The organism is Saccharopolyspora antiqui, from assembly GCF_052246905.1.
GTDB lineage: Bacteria > Actinomycetota > Actinomycetes > Mycobacteriales > Pseudonocardiaceae > Saccharopolyspora.
Map to the genome: position 1 here is coordinate 1 of NZ_JBQQBO010000035.1, position 16,638 is coordinate 16,638.

Annotated in this window: 14 protein-coding genes; 9 read left to right on the plus strand and 5 right to left on the minus strand. The window is 70.1% G+C overall.

What is annotated here, in order from left to right; all coding sequences use genetic code 11:
* Positions 1–69 precede the first annotated feature (69 nt).
* From ACTWQN_RS34670 to ACTWQN_RS34700, 7 genes are all read left to right on the plus strand, one after another.
* The gene (locus ACTWQN_RS34670; protein ID WP_443207888.1) at positions 70–1,629 is read left to right on the plus strand and encodes a hydantoinase/oxoprolinase N-terminal domain-containing protein; all 1,560 of its coding nucleotides are present in this window, start codon (positions 70–72) and stop codon (positions 1,627–1,629) included.
* On the plus strand, positions 1,622–2,728 hold the full coding sequence (locus tag ACTWQN_RS34675) for an S-methyl thiohydantoin desulfurase family protein (protein WP_443207889.1): 1,107 nt from the start codon (positions 1,622–1,624) through the stop codon (positions 2,726–2,728). The genes ACTWQN_RS34670 and ACTWQN_RS34675 overlap by 8 nt, the downstream gene beginning before the upstream one ends.
* A complete protein-coding gene (locus ACTWQN_RS34680) occupies positions 2,725–3,819 on the plus strand; it encodes an S-methyl thiohydantoin desulfurase family protein (RefSeq protein ID WP_443207890.1) in 1,095 nt (364 codons plus the stop codon). Before ACTWQN_RS34675 ends, ACTWQN_RS34680 begins: the two co-directional genes overlap by 4 nt.
* 183 nt (positions 3,820–4,002) lie before the next feature.
* Positions 4,003–5,082 carry an S-methyl thiohydantoin desulfurase family protein gene (locus ACTWQN_RS34685; RefSeq protein ID WP_443207891.1) on the plus strand — a complete coding sequence of 360 codons (1,080 nt, stop codon included), beginning with the start codon at positions 4,003–4,005 and terminating at the stop codon, positions 5,080–5,082.
* A complete protein-coding gene (locus ACTWQN_RS34690; protein WP_443207892.1) occupies positions 5,079–6,587 on the plus strand; it encodes a PucR family transcriptional regulator in 1,509 nt (502 codons plus the stop codon). The genes ACTWQN_RS34685 and ACTWQN_RS34690 overlap by 4 nt, the downstream gene beginning before the upstream one ends.
* 154 nt (positions 6,588–6,741) lie before the next feature.
* Entirely contained in the window at positions 6,742–7,491 is a 750-nt protein-coding gene (locus tag ACTWQN_RS34695; RefSeq protein WP_443207893.1) for a dienelactone hydrolase family protein, read from the plus strand.
* A gap of 85 nt (positions 7,492–7,576) precedes the next feature.
* On the plus strand, positions 7,577–8,287 hold the full coding sequence (locus ACTWQN_RS34700; protein ID WP_443207894.1) for an ArsR/SmtB family transcription factor: 711 nt from the start codon (positions 7,577–7,579) through the stop codon (positions 8,285–8,287).
* A 50-nt stretch (positions 8,288–8,337) separates the two neighbouring features.
* Here the strand turns inward: ACTWQN_RS34700 and dprE2 are convergent, their stop codons facing one another.
* A complete protein-coding gene (gene dprE2 / locus ACTWQN_RS34705) occupies positions 8,338–9,081 on the minus strand; it encodes a decaprenylphospho-beta-D-erythro-pentofuranosid-2-ulose 2-reductase (protein ID WP_443207895.1) in 744 nt (247 codons plus the stop codon).
* 119 nt (positions 9,082–9,200) lie between these two features.
* On the opposite strand from dprE2, the gene ACTWQN_RS34710 reads away from it, so the two are divergent.
* Both ACTWQN_RS34710 and ACTWQN_RS34715 read left to right on the plus strand, forming a co-directional pair.
* Entirely contained in the window at positions 9,201–10,304 is a 1,104-nt protein-coding gene (locus tag ACTWQN_RS34710) for a winged helix DNA-binding domain-containing protein (protein WP_443207896.1), read from the plus strand.
* 77 nt (positions 10,305–10,381) lie between these two features.
* Positions 10,382–11,197 (plus strand): SAM-dependent methyltransferase, encoded by an 816-nt coding sequence (locus ACTWQN_RS34715; protein WP_443207897.1) that lies wholly within the window; start codon positions 10,382–10,384, stop codon positions 11,195–11,197.
* 57 nt (positions 11,198–11,254) lie between these two features.
* Here the strand turns inward: ACTWQN_RS34715 and ACTWQN_RS34720 are convergent, their stop codons facing one another.
* From ACTWQN_RS34720 to ACTWQN_RS34735, 4 genes are read right to left on the minus strand one after another with little or no spacing between them, the layout of a single operon-like run.
* Positions 11,255–11,884 carry a GTP-binding protein gene (locus ACTWQN_RS34720; protein WP_443207898.1) on the minus strand — a complete coding sequence of 210 codons (630 nt, stop codon included), beginning with the start codon at positions 11,882–11,884 and terminating at the stop codon, positions 11,255–11,257.
* A complete protein-coding gene (locus tag ACTWQN_RS34725) occupies positions 11,865–12,431 on the minus strand; it encodes a DUF742 domain-containing protein (protein ID WP_443207899.1) in 567 nt (188 codons plus the stop codon). The genes ACTWQN_RS34720 and ACTWQN_RS34725 overlap by 20 nt, the downstream gene beginning before the upstream one ends.
* A gap of 7 nt (positions 12,432–12,438) precedes the next feature.
* On the minus strand, positions 12,439–12,879 hold the full coding sequence (locus tag ACTWQN_RS34730; protein WP_443207900.1) for a roadblock/LC7 domain-containing protein: 441 nt from the start codon (positions 12,877–12,879) through the stop codon (positions 12,439–12,441).
* A gap of 54 nt (positions 12,880–12,933) precedes the next feature.
* Entirely contained in the window at positions 12,934–15,960 is a 3,027-nt protein-coding gene (locus tag ACTWQN_RS34735; protein WP_443207901.1) for a sensor histidine kinase, read from the minus strand.
* Positions 15,961–16,638: the final 678 nt, after the last annotated feature.

The following is a 16,638-nucleotide window of genomic DNA, read 5'->3' on the forward strand; positions in this document are numbered from 1 at the left end:
CGTGAGTGCGAAAGCCGGTTCCAGCCGGTTTTCGCACTCACGACCAGGACCAAGACAAGGAGTTTCGACTTGCGTATCGGCATTGACGTCGGCGGCACCAACACCGACGCGGTTCTGCTGGACGGCACGAACGTGCTGGCCGCGGTGAAGATGAGCACCACCACCGATGTCACCTCCGGGATCGTCGCGGCGATCGACGGCCTGCAGCGGCAGCACGCGTTCGACCCGGCCAAGGTCCGCGCGGTCATGATCGGCACCACCCACTTCATCAACGCGCTGATCGAGGCCAGCCGCCTCGCGCCGACCGCCGCGGTGCGGCTCAGCCTGCCCGCCGGTGCGTCGCTGCCGCCGATGGTGGACTGGCCGCAGCGCTTGGTGGACGCTGTTTCCGGACGCAGCTACCTGTGCCACGGCGGGCACGAGTTCGACGGTCGGCACATCGCCGAGCTCGACGAGCCCGAACTGCGCAAGGCCATCGACGACATGGCGCGGGGCGGCATCCGCAGCGTCGCGATCACCTCGGTGTTCTCCCCGGTCAACCACGAATTCGAGCAGCGCGCGGCGGAGCTCATCGCCGCCGAGCTGCCCGACGTGGCGATCTCGCTGTCCCACGAGATCGGCCGGATCGGCCTGCTGGAGCGGGAGAACGCCACGGTCATCAACGCCGCGCTGCGGGAGTTGGCGGCCAACATCGTGGACGGCCTGGCCGCATCGGTGACCGGTGCGGGCATCACGGCTCCGCTGTACCTCAGCCAGAACGACGGCACGCTGATGGACGTCGACTTCGCCCGCCGCTACCCGGTGGCGACCTTCGCGTCCGGCCCGACCAACTCGATGCGCGGTGCTGCCGTGCTGTCCGGTTTGGACACCTGCGCGGTGGTCGACGTCGGCGGCACCACCAGCGACGTCGGCGTGCTCAACCAGGGCTTCCCGCGTGAGGCCACCACCGCGGTGAGCGTCGCCGGGATCCGCACCAACTTCCGGATGCCGGACGTGCTGTCCATCGGGCTGGGCGGCGGCAGCCTGGTGCGCGGCGAACCGGCCGCGGTGACCGTCGGCCCGGACTCGGTCGGCTACCGGCTGACCTCGCAGGCGCTGGTTTTCGGCGGCGACACGCTGACCGCGACGGACATCGCGGTGGCCGCCGGGCGCGCCGTGATCGGCGACCCCGACCTGGTCAAGCACCTGGACAAGAACCTGGTGCAGGCCGCGCTGGAGCGCATCGCCGCCGACACCGCCGACGCGGTGGAGCGGATGCGCACTTCCGCCGAGCCGCTGCCGGTGGTCGCCGTCGGCGGCGGCTCGGTGCTGCTGCCCGACGACATGGGCGATGCGGGTGCGGTGCACCGACCGGAGAACTACGCGGTGGCCAACGCCATCGGCGCGGCCATCGCGCAGATCGGCGGCGAGGTCGACCGGGTGTACGCGATCGAGCCGGGCCGCCGCGATTCGGTGGTCGACGAGGCCAAGCAGGAGGCGATCGACCGCGCGGTGGCCGCGGGCGCAAGTCCGTCCACTGTAGACATCGTAGACTTCGACGAGGTGCCGATCCCCTACCTGCCGGGCAATGCGACCCGGATCCGGGCGAAGGCGGTCGGCGATCTGCAGCTCGGAGGCGGCGATGAGTGACGACCGCGCACCGCAGCGCACCGCTGCCATGCGGCGGATCGAACTGTCCGATTTGGACGACATCGCGCGCGGTGCCGCCATCCTGGGCACCGGCGGTGGCGGTGACCCGCACATCGGCCGGTTGCTGGCCAGCGCGTCGCTGCGCGAACACGGTCCGGTCGCCCTGACACCGCTGGACGAACTGCCACCGGAGGCCGCCGTGCTGCCGGTGGCGATGATGGGTGCGCCGACCGTGATGGTCGAGAAGCTGCCGTCGATCGAGCAGATCGGCCTGGCGGCCCGCACGCTGGCGGGCTACCTCGGCCGCGAACTGACGCACATCGCGTGTGCCGAGGCGGGCGGCGTCAACTCGCTGATCCCGGTCGCCGCCGCAGCGCAGCTCGGCCTGCCGCTGGTCGACGCCGACGGGATGGGCCGCGCGTTCCCCGAGATCCAGATGGTGCTGCCCACGCTGTACGGCATCGCGGCCACCCCGATGGCCATCGCCGACGAGAAGGGCAACCGAGGAATTCTGGACACGGTGGACAACCACTGGGCGGAACGGCTGGCGCGCAGCGCCACCATCGACATGGGTTGCTCGGCGATGATCAGCAACTACGCGATGACCGGTCGGCAGGCCCGCGAATCACTGGTGCCGGGCACCCTGACGTTGTGCGCCGAGTTGGGCCGACTGGTGCGCACCGCGCGGGCCGAGCACACCGATCCGGTGGCCGCGGTCGTCGCGCGGTTGCGGGGACGGCGGCTGTTCACCGGCAAGGTCGTCGACGTCTCGCGCCGCACCCTCTCCGGTTTCGCCCGTGGCGACGCCCGGCTGACCGGCTCGGACGGCGACAGCGGGACCGAGTTGGTGCTGCGATTCCAGAACGAGCACCTGGTCGCCGAGCGCGACGGCACCGTGCTGGCCTCGGTGCCGGATCTGATCTGCACGCTGGACCGCGAATCGGGCGAGGCGGTGACCACCGAGGCGCTGCGCTTCGGCCAGCGGGTCGCGGTCATCGCCGCACCGGCCGACCCGCGCTGGCACAGCACGGCCGGGTTGGAGCTGGCCGGACCGCGCTACTTCGGCTACGACATCGATCCGGTGGGGGTTTCGCAGTGAGCTGGCAGTTGACCGAGGACCACCTCGAAGATCTGGCCCGCGGCGCCGCCGTGCTGGGCACCGGAGGCGGTGGCGACCCGTACGTGGGGCGGTTGCTGGTGCAGCAGGCGATCCGCGAGTTCGGCACCGTCACGGTGCTCGATCCGTCCGAAGTGGACGATGATGCGCTGGTGATCCCGACCGCGCAGATGGGCGCGCCGACGGTGGTGCACGAGAAGATTCCCAGCGGCAACGAGCCGGTGGTCGCGCTGCGGGCGCTGGAGCGGCATCTCGGCATCGCGGCAACCGCGACCATGCCGATCGAATGCGGCGGCATCAACTCGATGATTCCGCTGGTCGTGGCGGCCCGCACCGGGCTACCGGTGGTGGACGCCGACGGCATGGGCCGGGCCTTCCCCGAACTGCAGATGGAGACCTTCGGGGTCTACGGGGTGCGGGGTTCGCCGATGGCGATCGCCGGGGAACGCTGCGAGACCGCGGTGATCGACGCCGGTGCGGACAACGAGCGGATGGAGTGGCTGGCGCGCGGCATCACCATCCGGCTCGGCGGGGTCGCGCACATCGCCGAGTACTCGATGCGCGGCGCGGACGTCAAGCGCACCGCGATCCCCCGCACCCTCACCCTGGCGCACACCGTCGGCAAAGCCATCCGCCAGGCCCGCGAGGCCAACGCGGATCCAATCGCGCACCTCGGCGAGGTTCTGCAGGACACCTTGTACGGGAATCTGCGAGTGCTGTTCCGGGGCAAGGTCTCGGACGTCGAGCGGCGCACCGAGGCCGGGTTCGCCCGGGGGCGTGCCGCGGTGCTGTCCTACGACGCCGCGAGCAAACTGGAGCTGGAGTTCCAGAACGAGAACCTGGTGGCGCTGATCGACGGCGAGGTGCGGTGCGTGGTGCCGGACCTGGTGTGCGTGCTGGACGCCGAGCAGGCCGAACCGATCACCACCGAGGCACTGCGCTACGGCCAGCGGGTCACGGTCATCGGCATCTCCACCCCGGATCTGATGCGCACCCCCGAAGCCCTCGCCGTCTTCGGCCCGACCGCCTTCGGCCTCCCCTACGACTTCCACCCGGTCGAAACCCTCACCTGACGGCGCAGTGGTCCCCGTGCTGCCCGCTCAGCGAGCTTCTTCGGCATGGCCCGCGGGGGGTGGACGCGGCGGTTTCGCGCGAAATCACCGCGTCCCGGGGGGAGGGGGTGGCGTTTTCGCGCGCAATCGCCACCCCAAGGTCCGACAGGCGGCGGAGCCCGGACGATGAGGCACGCTGGGCCCATGCGCATCGGTCTGCCGGACGTGCCCGCGTTGGAGCGGGGCGTTTCGCTGCTCGGCTCCGGGGGCGGCGGGGACACCGTCACCGCCGCCGCCCTGCTGCGCAACCGGCTCGCCGCTGGTCACCCGATGGCCGTCATCCCGACCCCCGAACTGGCCGCGGACGCGCAGGTGGTCCCGATCGGCGTGATCGGGGCGGCCGCGGTGTTCGCCGAGAAGCTGCCCAGCGGAGCGGAGTTCGGCGCGGCCGTCGCGGCGATCGAACGGTGGACCGGCCGGGTCGCGGACGCGGTGATCTCCATCGAAGTAGGCGGGCTCAACGGCGTCCTGCCCCTGGTCGCTGCCGGACAGCTCGGCCTGGCCGGGGTGGACGCGGACCTGTCGGGACGCGGCGTGCCCCGGCTCGACCAGCTCTCCGTCGCCGCCGCGGGCAGCGGTTTGGCGCCCGCCGTGCTCGCCGAGCCCGGTGGACAGGTGCTGGTGCTCGCCGAAGGCACCCCGGCCGAGGTCGAACGCAGCGCCCGCGCCTTCCTCGCCAGCTCCGGCGGCTGGGCGGTGCTCGCCCTCGCACCGATCCCGGCGGGGCAGCTACCGGACTGCGCGATCCTCGACACCGTGAGCGCAGCGCTTTCGCTGGGCCGCCGCGCCCTCGCGGTGGGCGAACGGCCCGGGGCCGAGGAGCTCGCCGCTGCGACCGGCGGCCAGGTGCTCGGGCTGGGCCGGGTGGTCGAGGTGTCCCGTCGCCCCGGCCCCCGCGAGCACGGCCGGACCGGGTTCGCGCGCGGCAGCGTGACCGTCCGGGACCACCGGACGCGGTCATTGCTGCGGCTGGAGATGGAGAACGAGTACCTGCTCGCGATGCGCGACGGCGAACCGGTGGCGTCCACCCCGGATGTGCTCGCGGTGCTGGATCGCCGAACCGGCGTGCCGATCCCCTGCGACGTCGTCCGGCAGGGCGTTGAAGTCACCGTCCTGCGGCTGCCCGCCGCGGAATTCTGGACGGATCCGCGCCGACTGCCCGTGCTGGAACCGCGCGCCTTCGGCATCGACTGCGACCCGATCCTGCTGGGGGTGCCGCGATGAGCACCAGTGTGCGGCGACTGCTCGCGCTGCCGGAATGGCGCAGGTCGGTGCGGGTGTTGGCGGGCGATGTCGACCGCACCGTGCGGCTGGCCCGGCCGATGGTCCCGGACCGGCCGGTCGAGGTCGGCGAGCTGGTGGTGGTCGTGCAGCCGATGCCCGCGACCGACTGGCGGATCGATGCGGTGCTGCGCCGGATCGCCGATGGCGACGGTGCCGGTGTGCTGCTGCCCGCGAGCGAGTTGCTGGACACCACCCGGCTGCTCGGTGATCGGCTCGGCGTCCCGCTGTTGATCACCACCGCGGCGCCGCTCGACCTGCTGATCGCCGCACGCCTGCAACTGGCCGCACCGACGCTGGACCGCGCGGACCTCGTGCTGGCCACCCACGACGCACTCGGCCCGCGCATCCGCACCCCGGAGGACATCGTGACGACCGTGCACGGCCTCCTGGACGCACCGGTCGCCCTGCTCGACGCCAGCGGCGCGCTGCTCGCCGGAAAACTCCCGCACGCGGGCGGAGTCCGGGTGCGGGAACCGGTGCCGCAGCGCATCCAGCTCGGCGAAGACGTGCTGCTCGCGCATCCCGTGCTGCTGCCCGAGTCGGCCCGTCCGATGCTCTGGCTGACCGCCGAGCTGCCCGCCACCGGCGCGGCCCACGCGGACATCGTGCCGCCCGCGCTGTCGGTCGCCGCCGCAGCGGTGCAGCGCTGGCTGCTGGCCAACCGGCTTGACCTGGAGCGCGACGCGCGCTCCCGCGCCGCGCTGCTGGGCGATCTGCTCCGCTTGGACGACGAGCCGCCCGCCGACCTGCGACGCCGTGCGGCGGACGCGGGGTGGACCCTCGGCGGCTGGCACATCGGTATCCGCATCGGTACCCAGTCCGCAGTGGACACCGTCGCGCGCAATCCGGAAGTCGAGCGGGCACTGCACCCCGAAGGCGGCGAAGCGGTGGTGGTCGAGCACGGCGACGGCTGGACGGGGTGGGTCACCTTCGACCAGGAACCGACGGCCGACCGGGTGCGGGCGCTCGCCGCGCAACTGCGCGCCGCCCACCACGAGTTGCAGCGCACCATGGACGCGCACATGGGAGTCGGCCGCCCGCACCCCCAAGCCGACGGCCTGGCCACCACGATCGCCGAGGCCACCGACGCCGCGCGGATGGCCCGGACCAGGCCCGAGTCCGGCCGATTCCTGCACGTCGACCAACTCGGCATGGCACAACTGCTGCTGGAGTGGACCCGCACCGACACCTTCGAACCCGCCGCCCGCACGCTCATCGCGCCGCTGCGCGGCCAGCCCGGCGACCTGATCCACACCTTGGCGGCATATCTGGACGCGGAGTCGTCGATCGCGGAAACCGCCGCCGTGCTGGGCGTGCACCGCAACACCGTCGCGGCGCGCATCGAACGCATCGAGCGCCTCCTCGCGGTCGACCTCGGCCACCGCGACGAACGGCTGGCCCTGCACCTGGCGTGCCGCGCGGTCACCCTCGCCGACGGCACCTGACGGCACCCCATCGGTGGCCGGGTGAACGGCATCCGCAACCCGTTGTGGGCGCGGCGACAGGCGGTGCGGCGCCGACGGCAGATGCCGGGCTACCGGGCGTGTCGGGCTTGGCGAGTCGGGGTAGTCGGAGCTTGCCGAACTGGAGGAGGCTCAGATGGTTCAAGTCGCAACCGAGCCGGTGATCGTCAAAGGACCCAAGGGCGACCTGGAAGGGGATCTCGTCGTGCCACCGCCTGCCCGGGCGGTGGTTTTGTTCGCGCACGGTTCCGGAAGCTCCCGGCACAGCCCCCGCAACCGCGCGGTTGCGGAGTCGTTGCAGAACGCCGGATTCGGCACCCTGCTGCTGGATCTGCTCACCCCGGAGGAGGCGAAGTTCGACCAACGCACCCACGAACTGCGCTTCGACATCGACCTGCTCGCCGAGCGGCTGCTGCCCGCGATCGACGAGCTCAACGCGTGGTCGGCCACCAAGGGCATGCCGATCGGGCTGTTCGGCGCCAGCACCGGCGCCGCCGCCGCGCTGAAGGCCGCCGCGCGGCGACCGGACCGGATCGCCGCCGTGGTGTCGCGCGGCGGTCGCCCGGACCTGGGCGGTGAGGGACTTGCTTCGGTGCAGGCACCGACGCTGCTGATCGTCGGCGGCGACGACCGCGAGGTGCTCAACCTCAACCGGCAGGCCGCCAACCTGCTCACCGCACTGCCGCTGACCGACATCAAGATCGAGATCGTGCCGCACGCCGGCCACCTCTTCGAGGAACCCGGCGCGCTGGAACGGGTCGCGGATCTGGCCGCGGACTGGTTCCGCCACTACCTCGGCGCCGGGGTGGAGCGCTGGACGGGACCGGACGGAGGTCACTGGAAGCCACCGGAACCGCGTCGCCGACCACCGACGACGCAGTCCTGACCAACTGAAACACGCGGGCCACGCGCAGCGCGGAACCGGGACGCTTCGGCGCGCACCGAAGTGTCGTCGTCGGACAATGACCGGCATGACGATGGCCCACGATGTCGCCCGGCTCGCGGGCCTGCTCGCCGACCCGACGCGCGCCGCGTTCTGCCTGGCGATGCTCGACGGCCGGGCTTGGACCGGCACCGAACTGGCGGCGCACGCCGGAGTGGCCGCCTCAACCGCCAGCGAGCACCTGAACCGGCTGGTCGCGGGCGGGCTGCTGGTGGAACGCAGGCAGGGGCGGCACCGGTACGTGCAGCTGGCGAACCCGAAGGCCGCGGACCTGCTGGAGGGGTTCATCGGCCACCTGGGGCCGAGCCGGGAACAGCCGACTGGACTGCGGGCGGTCAGCGCATCGGCTGCCTTGGCACGCGGCCGAACCTGCTACGACCACCTCGCCGGACGGCTCGGGGTCGCGATCGCCGACGGCATGACCAGTGCTGGCCTGCTCAACCAGTCCGACGGCTTCGCCATCACCGACGCGGGCTTCGACTGGCTGACCGGCACGCTGGGCATCGGCGCCGCAGACCTGCGCGGCACCCGGCGGCCGCTGGCGCGCGCCTGCCTGGACTGGACCGAACGGCGCTCCCACCTCGGCGGTACCGGCGGTGCCCACCTGCTGCGCCGCTTCCTCGATTCCGGCTGGATCAAACGCATCGGCACCGGCCGCGCGGTGCGCGTCACCCCGTCCGGCGCCACCGCGCTGCGCGATCTGCTCGCCATCGACGCGAACGCCCTGGACCTCGCCTGAGGCATGGGCGATCATTTCCGGTAAGAACGGGAATTTTCACACGAGCAGCGTCAGCGCGGCATGCGGCGCCAGACGGGTTGCGGGACCAGACGCATCGCCGCGAACACCCAGCGCAGGATCGGCGGCACCCACACCACGCGGCGCCCGCGGCGCAGCGCGTTGACCGTCGCGTCCGCGACCTTCTCGGGCGTGCTGGACCACGGCGCGGGATCCATCCCGCTGGTCATCCGCCCGATGACGAACCCCGGTCGAACGATCAACAATTCCACGCCGCTGCCGACCAGGGCGTCGGAGAGGCCGTTCGCGAACCCGTCGAGCCCGGCTTTCGCCGACCCGTACACGTAGTTCGCCCGCCGCACCCGCACCCCCGCGACGGACGAGAACACCACGATCTTGCCGCTGCCCTGTGCCCGGAACAGGTTCGCCAGGTGCGTCAGCACGCTGATGTGCGCGACGTAGTCGGTGTGCACGATGTCGATCGCGTGCGCGGCATCCCGCTCGGCCCGCTGCTGATCGCCGAGCACGCCGAAGGCGGTCACCGCGACGTCGATCGGACCGTGCCGGTCCACGACGCCGCGCAGCAGCTCCGCGTGGCTGGCGACATCCGCCGCGTCGAACTCCACCCGCAGCACGTCGGAGGCACCGGCCGCACGGAGCGCGGCCTCCTCGCCGTCCAGATCCGACGACCGGCGGGCCGCCAGGACGACGGTGCTGTGCCCGCGTTTGACCAAGCGCTCCGCCACCGCGACGCCGATCTCGCTGCGACCCCCGAGGACCAAAACCGCTCCGCTCATCGCCGCAAGTCTGCCACCAGCCCTCATGAGCACTCCTTCCGGTTCTTACCGGCACGAGAAAGCGGCCAGCGCCGGACGTCAGGGCGGCGAAATAGGGTGATCGCGGTGAAAGGGGAACGATGACCGCCGTCAGCCTGCGCGGGCTCAACCGCGCGACCCTGGATCGGCAGCTGCTGCTGCGCCGCTCGGAACGGTCCGCGGTGGCGGCCATCGAACACCTCGTCGGGATGCAGGCCCAGGCGCCGTTCCCGCCGTATTTCGGTCTGTGGACCCGTCTCTCGCGATTCGAGCCCGATGACCTGGCGCAACGGCTGCTGGACCGCAGCGTGGTCCGCATCGTGCTGATGCGCGGCACCGTCCACCTGGTCACCGCGGCCGACTGCCTGCTGCTGCGGCCCCTGGCGCAGCCGATCATGGACCGCGAGCTGCGCAGCGACACCCGGTTCAGCGCGGGCATCGCGGGGCTCGACCACGCCGAGATCGCCGCCGCCGGGCGGGAACTGCTCGACGAGCGGCCCCGAACCGCCGCCCAACTGCGCCCGCTGCTCGCCGAGCGGTGGCCGGGCCGGGACCCGGCGTCGCTGGTCCAAGCGGTCCGGAACCTGCTGCCGCTGGTGCAGATCCCGCCCCGCGCGGTGTGGGGGCGCAGCGGTCAACCGACCTTCGCGACCGCCGAAACCTGGCTCGGTCGGCCGCTCGCGACCGACCCGGCGCTGGGCGACGTGCTCCGCCGCTACCTCGCGGCGTTCGGTCCGGCCACCGTCGTGGACATGCAGACGTGGTCCGGGCTCAAGGGACTGAAGGAGGTCGTGTCACGGCTGGACCTGCGCAGCGTCCGCGACGAGACCGGGCGTGAGCTGTTCGACCTCCCCGACGCACCGCTGCCGGACCCGGAGGTACCAGCCCCACCTCGGTTCCTGCCGCCGTTCGACAACCTGCTGCTCGCGCACCGGGATCGCACCCGGGTCATGCAGGAGAACGACCGCAAGCGGCTTTTCGACGTCAAGAACGGCGTGTTACCAGGGACGTTCCTGGTCGACGGCTTCCTGCGCGGCACCTGGCAGCTCTCCAGGCAGCAGGACACCGCGACGCTGCTGGTCGAGCCGTACCGGAAGTTGTCCGAAGTGGACAGCGATGCGGTGGCGCGGGAGGGCCACCAGCTGCTCGCGTTCGCCGAACCCGACGCCGACTCCGACGTCCGGATCAGCGCATCTGTGCCGTGACGGGTGTTTACCTCGCGCTCGTACCGGAATACCCTGCACTTGATCAGTCTCTCCCCGGACCGAGCGGACCCCCTTCCATGGCAAGCGTTGACAGGCCGCAGATCGACACGACCAAACCCAGCATCGCGCGGGTGTACGACGCATTCGTCGGCGGCAAAGACAACTTCGAGGTGGACCGCGAGGTCCTCCAGCAGATCCAGAAGATCGCCCCGGAGGCGGTGCAGGTCGGCAGGCAGTGCCGGGCATGGCTGATCCGCGTGGTCCGATTCCTGGCCGGGCAAGCGGGCATCGAGCAGTTCCTCGACCTGGGTTCCGGACTGCCCACCGCGGAGAACACCCACCAGGCGGCGCAGCGGATCAACGCCGAGGCTCGGGTGGTCTACATCGACAACGACCCGTCGGTCGCCGCGCACGGCCGCGCGCTGCTGGAGGAGAACGAGTACACCCACTTCGCGGTCGGGGATCTGCGCAGGCCCGCGGAAATCCTGGCGAACCCGGCGGTCACGAAGTACCTCGACCTGAGCCAGCCGATCGCGTTGATCCAGTGCAACACCCTGCACCACGTCACCAACGACGAGGAGCCGCTCGGGATCATGTCGACTTACATCGACGCCATGGCCTCCGGTTCCTACCTCGCGATCTCGCACCTGCACAACCCCGACGACGGCAGCTCGCGGGCCAAGCTCGCGGCCGAGTCCGAGGCGCGGTTCAACGAGATGATGGGCAGCTGCTACTACCGCAAGCGGGACGAGATCGCCTCGCTGTTCCGGGGCATGGAGATGGTCGAGCCGGGCCTGTCGCACCTCTTCGACTGGTGGCCGGACGGGCCGCGCCTCGCCGAACCCTCCGACGGCGAGTACAACCTCCTCGGCGGAGTCGGTCGAAAGCCTTGAGGTAGGAAGTGCGAAAGCGGGTTCCAAACCGCTTTCGCACCCACGACGATCGGCCGGTCAGCTGGGCTGGCGGGTTGTCCAGTGCCGCATGGCGTGCTCGACGAGTGCGATCAGGGTGCGCTTGGTGGATTCCCGATCCCGGGCATCGCACGGTCCGATCGGCACGTCGGGGCCGATCGCCATCGCTTCGCGGACCTGCTCGATCGAGTGCAGCATCTGGCCTTCGAAGCAGTTCACCCCGACCAGGTAGGGCAGCCCGCGATCCTCGAAGAAGTCGATCGCGGAGAACGAATCGGCCAGCCGCCGGGTGTCCACCAGCACGACGGCACCGATCGCGCCGCGCACCAGGTCGTCCCACATGAACCAGAACCGCTGCTGGCCGGGGGTGCCGAACAGGTAAAGGATCAGGTCGGAGGCCAGCGAGATGCGGCCGAAGTCCATCGCCACCGTGGTGGTGGTCTTGTTCGGCGTCGCATCCAGGTCGTCGACGCCGCGGCTGGCCTCCGTCATCACCGCCTCGGTGGTTAACGGCACGATCTCCGACACCGAACCGACGAAGGTCGTCTTGCCGACGCCGAATCCGCCCGCGACGACGATCTTCGCCGAGGTCGACGTGGTGCCGCCCCGATTGACGGCCTGCGGCGGCACGGGGCCGAGCTGGGGCGCGCTATAGCCGACGGAGTCCACTCAAAACCCTTTCCATCAACACCATGTGTGGTGCGCTGCCGCTTTCGCTCACCGTCTGGTGGACGGTGATCAACCCCAGTTCGGCCATATCGGCCAACAACACGCGGGCAACCCCGATCGGCACTGACAACAGCGCCCCCACTTCCGCCACCGACCTGGGGTGTTGGCACAGCTCAGCGATCGACTGGTGCTCCAGTCGAAGCGCCGTTCCTGGCCGGTACATCTCGCCAACGGAAACCAGGGTTTCCAGTTCCAGCTGGTAGTTCGACCTGGTGCGCCCACCGGTCCAGGTGTAGGACCGGATGCTGGACGCGGCCGGGGCTTCCGGCTCCATCGACTCGAACTGATCGTTCGGGTAAGAGTCCTCGTACTGCTCGGCGTACTGCTCGGCGTACTGCTCGGGCGGCTGTTCGGCCTCCTCGTGCTGCTCGCGCTTGCGCTTGCGCCCGCTGCCGAAGGTGAAGCCGTTGACGACCTCGGCGAAGCTGTTGTCGCCGGAGTTGTCGCGTCTTCGCCCTTGCCGTGGGTAATCCGAGCGTCTACTCATCGCGTCCTCACACCAGTTGGCCGGTAACCGCGTTCGGCATCCCTTGCAACTGCGACCGGATCTCTGGGGTGAGCATCTGGCCGACGCGCTCCACGAGCATGGTCATCTCGTAGGCGATCAGCCCCATGTCGCACTGCGGGGCGGCGAGCACGGTCAGGCAGGAGCCGTCGCTGATGCCCATCTGCAGCAGCGTGCCACGCTCCATTTCGACGATGGTCTGAACCACTCGTCCTGCCTCGAAGCACTTCGCTGAACCTTGGGTGAGGCTCAGCAGGCCCGAGGCGACCGCAGCCAGTTGATCAGCACGGTCCCGGGGCAGGGTCTGCGACGCGGTCAGCACCAGGCCATCAGCGGACACCACGATCGCGTGTGCCACACCGGCCACGCGCCCGGTGAAGTCCGTGATCAGCCAGCCGAACCTGCGGGAAATCATCTCCTGAGCAGTCATGCAACCTCCTGTTCGTTGCCGAGGTGATCACGCGTTCGTACTGCGGACTTCATGTCAGTCCACGTCAGTTGCTCGATGCCGACCACGACTGATTCCGCTTTGGAAATCGGCCAGGCGGCCGCGGAGTTGGTCCGGGTCGCGCTGGAACATCCTCGAATTCGTTTCCGGTTCGGAATTCGTCACACTGCCCGGCACCAAGTTCGCCTTCGGGGTTCGACGAGGGAGCCCGGCCTGCGTGAACGTCTCGGGTTCCGGGTTCGCCGCAGCCGCCGCAGCCTCGCGCGCCCGGTCCGCGGCGAAGTTCCAGGCCTGCGCCTCGGAGCTGTCCATGTTCCACGGGTGCGGCTCGGCGGGCTCCGCGTTTGGGGCCTGTTCGGCGGCTGCCCAGCTGTCCGATCCCGAGGCATCCGAGGTCCAGAAGTCGGGTCCCCACGAGTTGGCCCCGGAGGTCTCCATCGAAGTTTCCGCCGGGGCTTCCACCGACGCCTCGGGCGAATGTCCGAACTGCACACCGTTGTGGGCGAGCCGCCGACTGATGTCCTCGGCGCTGCGAGCGGGTTTTTCGACGGCCGGTTCGGCTGCCCCCTGCTGCCCGCGCGGCGTCCGGCGCGGTAACCCGGAGAGGGTAAGCGACTCCTCCTCCGTCGGTTCCCGCGTCAGCAAGTCTGCGCTCGACGAGGCGAACTCCGCGGGCTCCTCGGCCTGGGTCGGCTCGCTTTCCCCGCCTGGCCAGCTGAAATCGCCGGAGTCGGCGCTCGAATGCAGCATCGGGTTCTCGCTGGCTGGCTGGAACCACTGGGTGGCGACCTCTTCGAAGATCGGCGATTCCGCCTCGGCGGGCTGTTCCGCCGGTGGCTCGACACCGGGCCAGTCAACGGTGAATTCCGAGGACACCGCACGCGGCTGCTGCGGGATGTCGAGAGGCGCGTCGAACAGGTGCGCCGTCGGCGGATCATCCGATAGCGCTGCGCTGGGTTCGAACAGGGCTGTGCTGGGCTCGAACAGGCTCGCCGGGCTCGGTTCTTGCCAGAACGAACCGTCCTGCGCCGCATCGGCTTGCTCGTCGAACTGCGGGAAGGCCCCAGATGTCGGCAGGTCGGTGTGCGCGTGCCCGTTGTGCTGGGCGGGCTGCGCCATCGGGACCGGCCCGGATTCGATCGCGACCACGTGCTCGGCCGGAATCATCACCGTCGCCCGCACGCCTTCGACGTCCGGCCCACCGTGCAACTCGACCCCGATGCCGTGCCGGACGGCCAAGCGCCCGGCGACGAACAGGCCCATGCGCCGGGAAGTGGCCAGGTCGTCCTCGTCCACCTGCGCCAGTCGTTCGTTGGCCCGGGCCAATTCCGGGTATCCCATGCCGATGCCCTGGTCCAGCACGTCGAGCACCACGGTGCCGTCGCCCGCCTGGTAGCTGGACACCGTCACGCTGGTGTCCGGGGCCGAGAAGTTCGCCGCGTTGTCCAGCAATTCGGCCATCAGCCGCACCAGGTCGCTGGCGGTGTGCCCGCGCAGCTGCACCCCGGGCGGCGGCTGCACCACGACCCGCGGGTACTGCTCGATCTCGGAAACCGCGGCGCGCAGCACGTCCGCCAGGTCGGTGGGTTTGCCGAAGCGCCGCGCCAGGTCGCTACCGGAGAGGACCATCAGGTTCTCGTTGTTGCGCCGCATCCGGGTGGCGAGGTGGTCCAGCTGGAACAACCGCGCGAGCTGGTCCGGGTCCTCTTCGTCCTGCTCCAGCTGCTCGAACAGGCGCAGCTGCCGTTCCAGCAAGCTCTGGCTGCGTCGGGAAACGCTGATGAACACCTCGCTGTAGCCGCGACGCAGGTCGGCCTGCTCCACCGCGAGTCGCAGCGCCTGCTCGTTCACCTCGTCGAAGGCGCGGGCCAGCTGCCCGACTTCGTCGGTGGTGTGCACCGGAACGGGTTCGACCGTCGCGTCGGCGGTGTTGCCCTCCCGGATGGCGGCCACTGCCGCGGGCAGTTCGTACTCCGCCGCATCCAGCGCGCTGCGGCGCAGTACGCGCAGCGAGCCGAGCAACTGCCGGGCGATCATGATGATGATCGCGGCGGCCAGGATCAGCGCGGACAGCAGCAGCACCGAGTCCCAACCAGCGGCGTCGCTGGCCTCGGACTCCAGCCGCCCGGCGGTGGTGCGCACCTCGGCTGCCAGATCGTCGTGGCCCTGGTCGATCAGGGCGACCGAGGCGTCGGTTCCCGCATTCCAGGCGTCGCGCCGCACCGAGTACCCGCCGGTGTAGCGGTTGTCGGTGCTCTCGCCGATGATCGCGCCGAGCATCCGGTTGCGGTTCAGGATCTCCGGCGCGCTGAGCGTGGCGTCCAGCCGCTGCTGCCAGTGCGCGGCGACCGTGGAGCGGGCATCGCCGATCTTGTTGAGCAGTCGGGCCCGTGAGTCGAGGAGGTTGTTCAGCGCGACCGGGTTGAGGCTGCCGTCGGTCAATCCGGTCAGCACCCAGGCCTGCTGCAGCCGCACTTCCTCGGTCAGACCCAGCATGTCCTGCAGCGCGGTCGCCGTGCTGGACATGCTGGGGTCGGCGACGCTGCTGGCCAGCGCGCGGTCCAAGGCGAGGACCGAGGTGATGGCCTGGGTGTAGGCGCCGATCGTCTGGTCCGCGTTGAGCTGGTGGTTGCGCACCTGCTGGCGCAGCTGCGGCAACCGGTCCAGCAGCGGGCGGAGTTCGCGGTAGCGGTCCGAGACGACCGCACCGTAGGAATCGGAGGAGTTGATGATCTTCGCGAGGTCAGCGGCTGCTCGGTCCACCGCGGTGGCCTGCTCGTCGACCGAGGTGGCGGCGTTGTCGCCGACCAGGAACTCCACCGAGCGGGTCCGCTCGTGCTGGATCCCGGCGATCAACGGCTCGATCCGGTCGACGGCGTCCACCACCCGCGCGACGCGGCCGTACTCGGCGGCCTGATCGACCTGCCATCGGATCTGCCCGATACCGAGCGTGATCGCGAAGATGACCGGCACCAGGACCACGGCGGCCAACTTGGTCGGCAGGGACCAGTTGCGCCACTGCAGCGCGCGGAAGCGGGTGCGCCCGGCCTCGCCCGCGCTCATGAGCGCTCTCCCGGCTGCGGGCTCAGGTCCACGTGCTGGTCACTCAGGGTCTGGACCCTCTCTGGCGGACAATGCGTTGGAGAACGGCGCATGCGTGCGGTCCCGCAATCGTCGTCTGGGCTGTCTTGGTTGAAATCCAGTCGTGCTCGTGTACCAGCCAACGACTGGAAACGCCCTCCGATACTGCTCCGTATCGATGAGGCCCGGAGAACACTCAGCGTAACCGCAGGCGTCCCCGGTTGGTGCATTCCAGACACTGGTACCGAACCGTGACCTTTCCTGATCTGGCGACTGTCTTTCAGTGCCCAAGCACTATAAACCCCGGAAGCCGGGATACAACGGGGGGCTTTTTGCCATTCCACTACGACAAACAGGCGATGTCACACCGCGTGGTCAAAGCTAACGCAAACACCCGCGACATTTTCACTCGTTTAGCCTAAGGAAAGGCATTCCACTTTGGTCGCGACAGCACAAAAGGCCAGGTCAACAAGATCATCCTACCTCCTCACGATAGGCTGAACTGCTACTACCAGGGAGTAACCAAGCGTTGAACAGCCACTGACGGCCTCCCGGACACCCACCGCGGGCGTCCGGGAAATCGGATCCCGGTGGCGATCCCCACACTGTTGAACCGGCTCGCGAAGTGGTTAGAATTCCCCGCCACCGCCAGGCCCCGGC

Bases quoted from the DNA above. Each gene is read 5' to 3' on its own strand.
- dprE2 (WP_443207895.1), bottom strand. From the start codon at position 9,081: ATGAGCGGAGCGGTTTTGGTCCTCGGGGGTCGCAGCGAGATCGGCGTC.
- ACTWQN_RS34725 (WP_443207899.1), bottom strand. From the start codon at position 12,431: ATGAGTAGACGCTCGGATTACCCACGGCAAGGGCGAAGACGCGACAAC.
- ACTWQN_RS34700 (WP_443207894.1), top strand. From the start codon at position 7,577: ATGACGATGGCCCACGATGTCGCCCGGCTCGCGGGCCTGCTCGCCGAC.
- ACTWQN_RS34675 (WP_443207889.1), top strand. From the start codon at position 1,622: ATGAGTGACGACCGCGCACCGCAGCGCACCGCTGCCATGCGGCGGATC.
- ACTWQN_RS34730 (WP_443207900.1), bottom strand. From the start codon at position 12,879: ATGACTGCTCAGGAGATGATTTCCCGCAGGTTCGGCTGGCTGATCACG.
- ACTWQN_RS34685 (WP_443207891.1), top strand. From the start codon at position 4,003: ATGCGCATCGGTCTGCCGGACGTGCCCGCGTTGGAGCGGGGCGTTTCG.
- ACTWQN_RS34715 (WP_443207897.1), top strand. From the start codon at position 10,382: ATGGCAAGCGTTGACAGGCCGCAGATCGACACGACCAAACCCAGCATC.
- ACTWQN_RS34735 (WP_443207901.1), bottom strand. From the start codon at position 15,960: ATGAGCGCGGGCGAGGCCGGGCGCACCCGCTTCCGCGCGCTGCAGTGG.
- ACTWQN_RS34710 (WP_443207896.1), top strand. From the start codon at position 9,201: ATGACCGCCGTCAGCCTGCGCGGGCTCAACCGCGCGACCCTGGATCGG.
- ACTWQN_RS34695 (WP_443207893.1), top strand. From the start codon at position 6,742: ATGGTTCAAGTCGCAACCGAGCCGGTGATCGTCAAAGGACCCAAGGGC.
- ACTWQN_RS34690 (WP_443207892.1), top strand. From the start codon at position 5,079: ATGAGCACCAGTGTGCGGCGACTGCTCGCGCTGCCGGAATGGCGCAGG.